Source organism: Thermus scotoductus DSM 8553 (assembly GCF_000381045.1).
In the GTDB taxonomy this organism is placed as follows: domain Bacteria; phylum Deinococcota; class Deinococci; order Deinococcales; family Thermaceae; genus Thermus; species Thermus scotoductus.
On sequence record NZ_KB905789.1, the window covers coordinates 1 to 5,117 of the forward strand.

Annotated in this window: 2 protein-coding genes and 2 pseudogenes; 3 read left to right on the forward strand and 1 reads right to left on the reverse strand. The window is 64.2% G+C overall.

Annotated features, from left to right (window positions below; all coding sequences use genetic code 11):
* Positions 1–274 (forward strand): annotated as a pseudogene (locus F604_RS0111295) (transposase); the annotation flags it as partial.
* Positions 275–340: 66 nt separating this feature from the next.
* Here F604_RS0111295 and nagA read toward each other — a convergent pair.
* Positions 341–1,436 (reverse strand): annotated as a pseudogene (nagA, locus tag F604_RS13595) (N-acetylglucosamine-6-phosphate deacetylase).
* A gap of 297 nt (positions 1,437–1,733) precedes the next feature.
* On the opposite strand from nagA, the gene F604_RS0111305 reads away from it, so the two are divergent.
* Together F604_RS0111305 and F604_RS0111310 are read left to right on the forward strand one after the other, a co-directional pair.
* The gene (locus tag F604_RS0111305) at positions 1,734–3,872 is read left to right on the forward strand and encodes an alpha-amylase family glycosyl hydrolase (RefSeq protein ID WP_019551735.1); all 2,139 of its coding nucleotides are present in this window, start codon (positions 1,734–1,736) and stop codon (positions 3,870–3,872) included.
* Positions 3,873–4,155: 283 nt separating this feature from the next.
* A complete protein-coding gene (locus F604_RS0111310) occupies positions 4,156–4,725 on the forward strand; it encodes an AI-2E family transporter (protein WP_026329143.1) in 570 nt (189 codons plus the stop codon).
* The last annotated feature ends 392 nt before the right edge of the window (positions 4,726–5,117 follow it).

The following is a 5,117-nucleotide window of genomic DNA, read 5'->3' on the forward strand; positions in this document are numbered from 1 at the left end:
GGGGGACCGGGGATTCCGTTGGGTCCAAGGCGTCAAGACCCCGCCCTACCGGGTTCGTGGGGGGAAGGTGGTGGAGACGGGGTGGAGAGGTTGGATGGGGAGGGTCAGGAACTGGATTGAGGTCCGGTTCAGCGTGATGGTGCGGTCTTTGGGCCTTCATCGGATAGAGGCTCGGTCCTACTGGGGCCTGGTAGCCCGAATAAACCTCATTCTGCTGGTTCACAACCTCATTCGGAGTCGGGTCTTGCTCAGGATGGCCGGGGTGGAGCTATGAGGTAGCACACGAAGGCATGTAAAATCTCACGGGCCTCCCCTAGGGTTTCCCGAGGCGTTCTGTACCCTAGTTCCGAGTGGAGCCTTCCCACGCCAGCTGTTCCCCTTCCAGGTACACCTCCAGCACCCTTAGGGCCTCGTCCAGCACCACGAGATCCGCCCGCTTCCCCAAGGCGATCTCCCCCCGGTCCGAAAGGCGCAGGTATCGGGCCGGGTACAGGGATAGCCGCTTGGCCGCCTCCTCCAAGGGCACGCGAAAGGCCACCAGGTTCCTTAAGGCCTGGTCCAGGGTAAGGGTGCTCCCCGCCAAGGACTCTCCCAGCCACACTCCCTCCTTCCGCTTTTCCACCCGATGGGCCCCCAGGGGATAGGTGCCCTCCGGCATCCCCGCCGCGGCCACAGCGTCGCTCACAAAGTACAGCCCGGGAATGGTCTTCAAAGCCAGCCGGATGGCGGCCGGGTGCACATGCAGGCCATCGGGGATGATCTCGGCCCATTTCCCCCGTTCCAGGGCCAGGCCCACCACTCCCGGGGCCCGGTGGTGCAGGCCGGTCATGGCGTTATAGAGGTGGGTGAAGCCCACCGCCCCTGCCTCCAGGGCGGATAGGGCCTCCTCGTAGCGGGCTCCCGTGTGCCCGAGCTGGACCCGAATGCCCTTTTCCGCCAGGAAGCGGATGAGTTCTAAGGCCCCGAGAAGCTCGGGGGCTAGGGTCACCACCCGCACGGGAGCCAGGGAGAGAAGATGGCTGGCTATTTCCCGGTCCGGGGGAAGGGGGAAGGGGGAAGGGGGGCTGGGCTCCCAGGCGGTTTGGGCTGATGAAAGGACCCTCCAGGTGAACGCCCAGAAGGGCCTTTCCCCAAGGGCCTTCCATGGCCGCCTGCGCTCCTTTGAGAGTTCTTTCCAGATCGGCCAGGGGAGCAGTGACGGTGGTGGCGAGGAGGCCTGTGGTGCCGTGCTGGAGGTGGAAGCGCAAGGTGGCTTCTACTCCCTCCTGGCCCTCCATCACCTCCCTTCCGCCTCCCCCGTGCACGTGGAGGTCCAGGAAGCCCGGGAGGATGTAAGGGCCCTTCACGGGAGCCTCCTCTATGGCCTCTATGCGCTCGCTGAAGTGAAGCCTGCCCTGTACGAAGCCTTGGGGAGTCAGGATGGAGCCTGCTAGCACAACCGCCTCCTTATCCGGGTTCCACCCGTTGCCCGGCTCAGCACGTTCACCTGGGTGCCGGGGCAGCAAATGGCCCGGAACACCCGGAGGAGCAGTGCTGGGTGGGGATACCGCTCAGGTGCATGCATCCATGGTATTCCGGAGGGCCTTGCCGGGGCCGGATATGGCTTCCTCCGAAGTGAAGAGGAATACACTGGCGGATGGGGGATTTAGGACGCAAGTCCGGTTTGCGGTTGCCGAAAGAGGCGAAGGAAGTATGATGGAAGCGCTTCTATGTGGATAGGAAAAGGAGGGGATATGGGAAGAATCCTGGCGGTGTGGGTATGGCTTAGCCTGGCCCTGGCGGTCCCGGTGACCTTCCGCTACACACCCCCTTCGGGCCTCGAGGTGCGCTCGGTAAGCCTCCGGGGCTCCTTCAACGGCTGGGGGGAAACCCCCATGCAGAAGGAGGACGGGTCCTGGGCGGTAACCGTGGACCTGGATCCAGGGGAGCACCAGTACAAGTTCTTCATCAACGGCCAGTGGCCCAGGGACATGTGCAACGATCCCACCTTCGGCACGCCCATGGTGGACCCGAAGGCGGCAGGGTGTGTGGACGATGGCTTTGGGGGTCAGAACGCCGTGATCGTGGTCCAGGCTCCGGTAGCCCCCACCCCTCCTGCGGGGCCCGTGGCCCTGGACTTCACCCATGATCCGTTGGACGCCCAGTTTGTCTCCCATGCCGACGGCAAGCTTTCCGTGCGCTTCCGGGCGGGGGAGGGGGCGGTGGCGGCCGCCTGGGTAGAGGTGGAAGGAAAGAGGGTCCCCATGCACCTGCAACTGAGTTTTCCGGGAAGCGAGGTTTGGCGTGGGACCTTACCTGGGGGCGTGGGAGCCTACCGCATCCTGGTGCGGACCCAGGATGGGAAGGAGGAGGTGTTCGGTCCCTTTAACCCTCCCGAAAGGCCCTTTGCCGAGGTGGCCTGGGTAGGCGAGGGGGTGGGTTACCAGATCTTCCCCGAGCGCTTCTACAACGGGGATCCCGGCAACGACGCCCTGGCCCTGGAAACCGACGAGTACCGCTTTAACCAGGTGTGGCAGCGCTCCTCCGGGCCCAAGCCCCATCTCTCCCACTGGAGCGATCCCCCCTCGCCCCTGCACTGCTGCCACCAGTACTTCGGGGGGGATCTTGCCGGGGTGCTGGCCAAGCTTCCTTACCTAAAGGCGCTGGGGGTTAGCGTCCTCTACCTGAATCCCATCTTTGATTCCGGGTCGGCCCACGGCTACGACACCCACGACTACCTCAAGGTTTCCCCCAAGTTCGGCGACAAATCCCTCTTGCGCAAGCTGCTGGACGAGGCCCACCGCCTCGGCATGCGGGTGATCTTTGACTTTGTGCCCAACCACACCGGCTTGGGCTTCTGGGCCTTCCAGGATGTGGTGCGGCGGGGGCCTAGGTCCCCTTACTGGAACTGGTACTTCATCAAGCGCTGGCCCTTCCTGCCCGGCGATGGTTCCGCCTACGAGGGATGGTGGGGCCTGGGTAGCCTCCCCAAACTGAATACCGCCGACCCGGGAGTGAAGCGCTACCTGATGGAGGTGGCCAAGTACTGGATCCGCTTCGGCTTTGACGGGGTGCGGGTGGATGTGCCCGGGGATGTGCTAAATCCTCACGCTTTCTTTAAGGAAATGCGGGCCGAACTGAAGGCCATCAAGCCCGATGCCTACCTGGTGGCGGAGATCTGGCAGAGGGATCCTAGCTGGCTCCGGGGGGATGAGTTTGACTCCCTGATGAACTACGCCATCGGCCGGGATATCCTCCTTCGCTTTGCCAAGGGGGGAAGCCTGGCCCTGTACAACGCCCGCCGGGCCTTGGCGGACCTGGCCCGGGTTTACGCCCTTTACCCCGAGGCGGTGGCCGGGATGGGCTTCAACTTGATCACCTCCCACGACACGGCCCGCCTCCTTACCGAGCTTGGGGGCGGGGGCCTGAAGGACGTTCCCAGCCCGGAAGCCAGGGCCCGGCAGCGGCTTGCGGCGGCCATGCTCTACGCCCTTCCCGGTCTCCCCGTAACCTTCCAGGGGGATGAGTGCGGTTTCACCGGGGAAAGGCCAGCCGACCCCCCCCACGAGCTCAACCGGTATCCTTTCCAGTGGGAGAAGTGCCACGGGGAAACCCTGGTCTTCTACCAGACCTTGGCCGGGCTACGCCGGGAGCTTCCCGCCCTTCGGAGCGCGGTTTTTCGCAGTTACTATGGCGAGGGTTACCTGCTGGCTTTCCTCCGGGGGGAGCCGGGGGAAGGGGAGGTGCTGGCAGCGTTTAATAGTGGCCTCGAGGCCGCCACCCTACCCCTGCCCCCAGGTGGCTGGCGGGACCCCCTGGAGGGGCGGACCTACCGCAAGGAAGTGGCCGTACCGCCCCTTGGCTTCCGGTATTTACTCCACCTGGGTCGCTAGGTCCCGAGGGGGCTTTTGGCCAGCGGGGGTTCCGGGATGATCCCGGGCCCTGTCGGGGAGTGGAAGGCCCCCCAAGCCCTGCAGGATACCCTGGCCCGCAACCGGTCAAGGGCCTTATGCCACCCCACGCGGGGTCCCGGTAAACCACCCCCAGCCCGCCGCCAGGCGGGCTGGGGGCCCGGTTGTGCCTTAACCAAGGGACTTGTGTGGCCCCTCATGAAGTAGGGGTATTATCCTGAGGAGGGTTAGACCGGATGGAAACGCCTCCCGTACGCCGCTTTTTTTGAGCCTGGCCCTTTTCCTCCTTTTCCTTTGGGCCCTTTCCCACCTCTATAGCCTTCTTCTTTGGGTCTTCCTGGCCTTTACCCTGGCCGGGGCTTTGGATCCCCTGGTGGGGCTCTTTGCGCGAAGGTTCCCCCGGCCTTCCGCGGTTTTCCTGGCCTACCTCTTGGTTTTGGGCGCCATGGGCCTGGGGTTTTACCTGGCCGCACCCCTCCTTGTCCTCCAGTTCCACCATCTGGGTGAGGTTTTGCCCCAGGTCCTGAGGTGGCTGGAGGACAACCTGGGGCTTACCCTTCCCGACCTGGCCTCTTCGCTTTTCACCTCCGCCCACGTGGCCGGGGATCTCCTCCTGAGGGTGGGGGAAACGGTTTCCCAGCTGGTTTTGGCCTTGGTCCTGGCGGTGATGATTGCCCTCGAGCCCCATTTGGTGGCCAGGGTTGCCCCCTATCTCCCGGGGAGCGGCTGGACCGAGGTGTTGGAGGATACCTGGAAGCGCATGGGCTGCTCCTCGCCATCTTCGCCTTCGGTAAGCTCTTCGGTTTTCTGGGTATATTCCTGGCGGTACCCATGACCATCCTGGGGGCGGGAATTCTGAAGCACTGGCGGCGCTAGCCCCCCACGTGCACGAAGGGGCGTTGGCTCCGATCGGGTTCGGTGCGGCGCAGGATCTCATGGGTAAGGGTGGGTACATCCCCTTCTCCGAAAAGGAGGAAGTGTGACGACTCCCCGGACTAAAGTCCGGGGCTTCTCGGGGTGTTTCCCTGCGGGAAAGCACGCGGGGTCTCCCCCGAAGGCCCCGTCCAGGCCCAGAAAGACCTTGACTCCGTATCGGCAGGCGAGCGCAATGCTTCTGGCTCTGCCACGGGTGTTCGTTTGGAGTTTTACCCATCGGACTACCCGATGGAACCCCCTACTCCAAGTTTCAAGGTCCACGGGGAACTTTGTCCCCAAGAACATTGTACC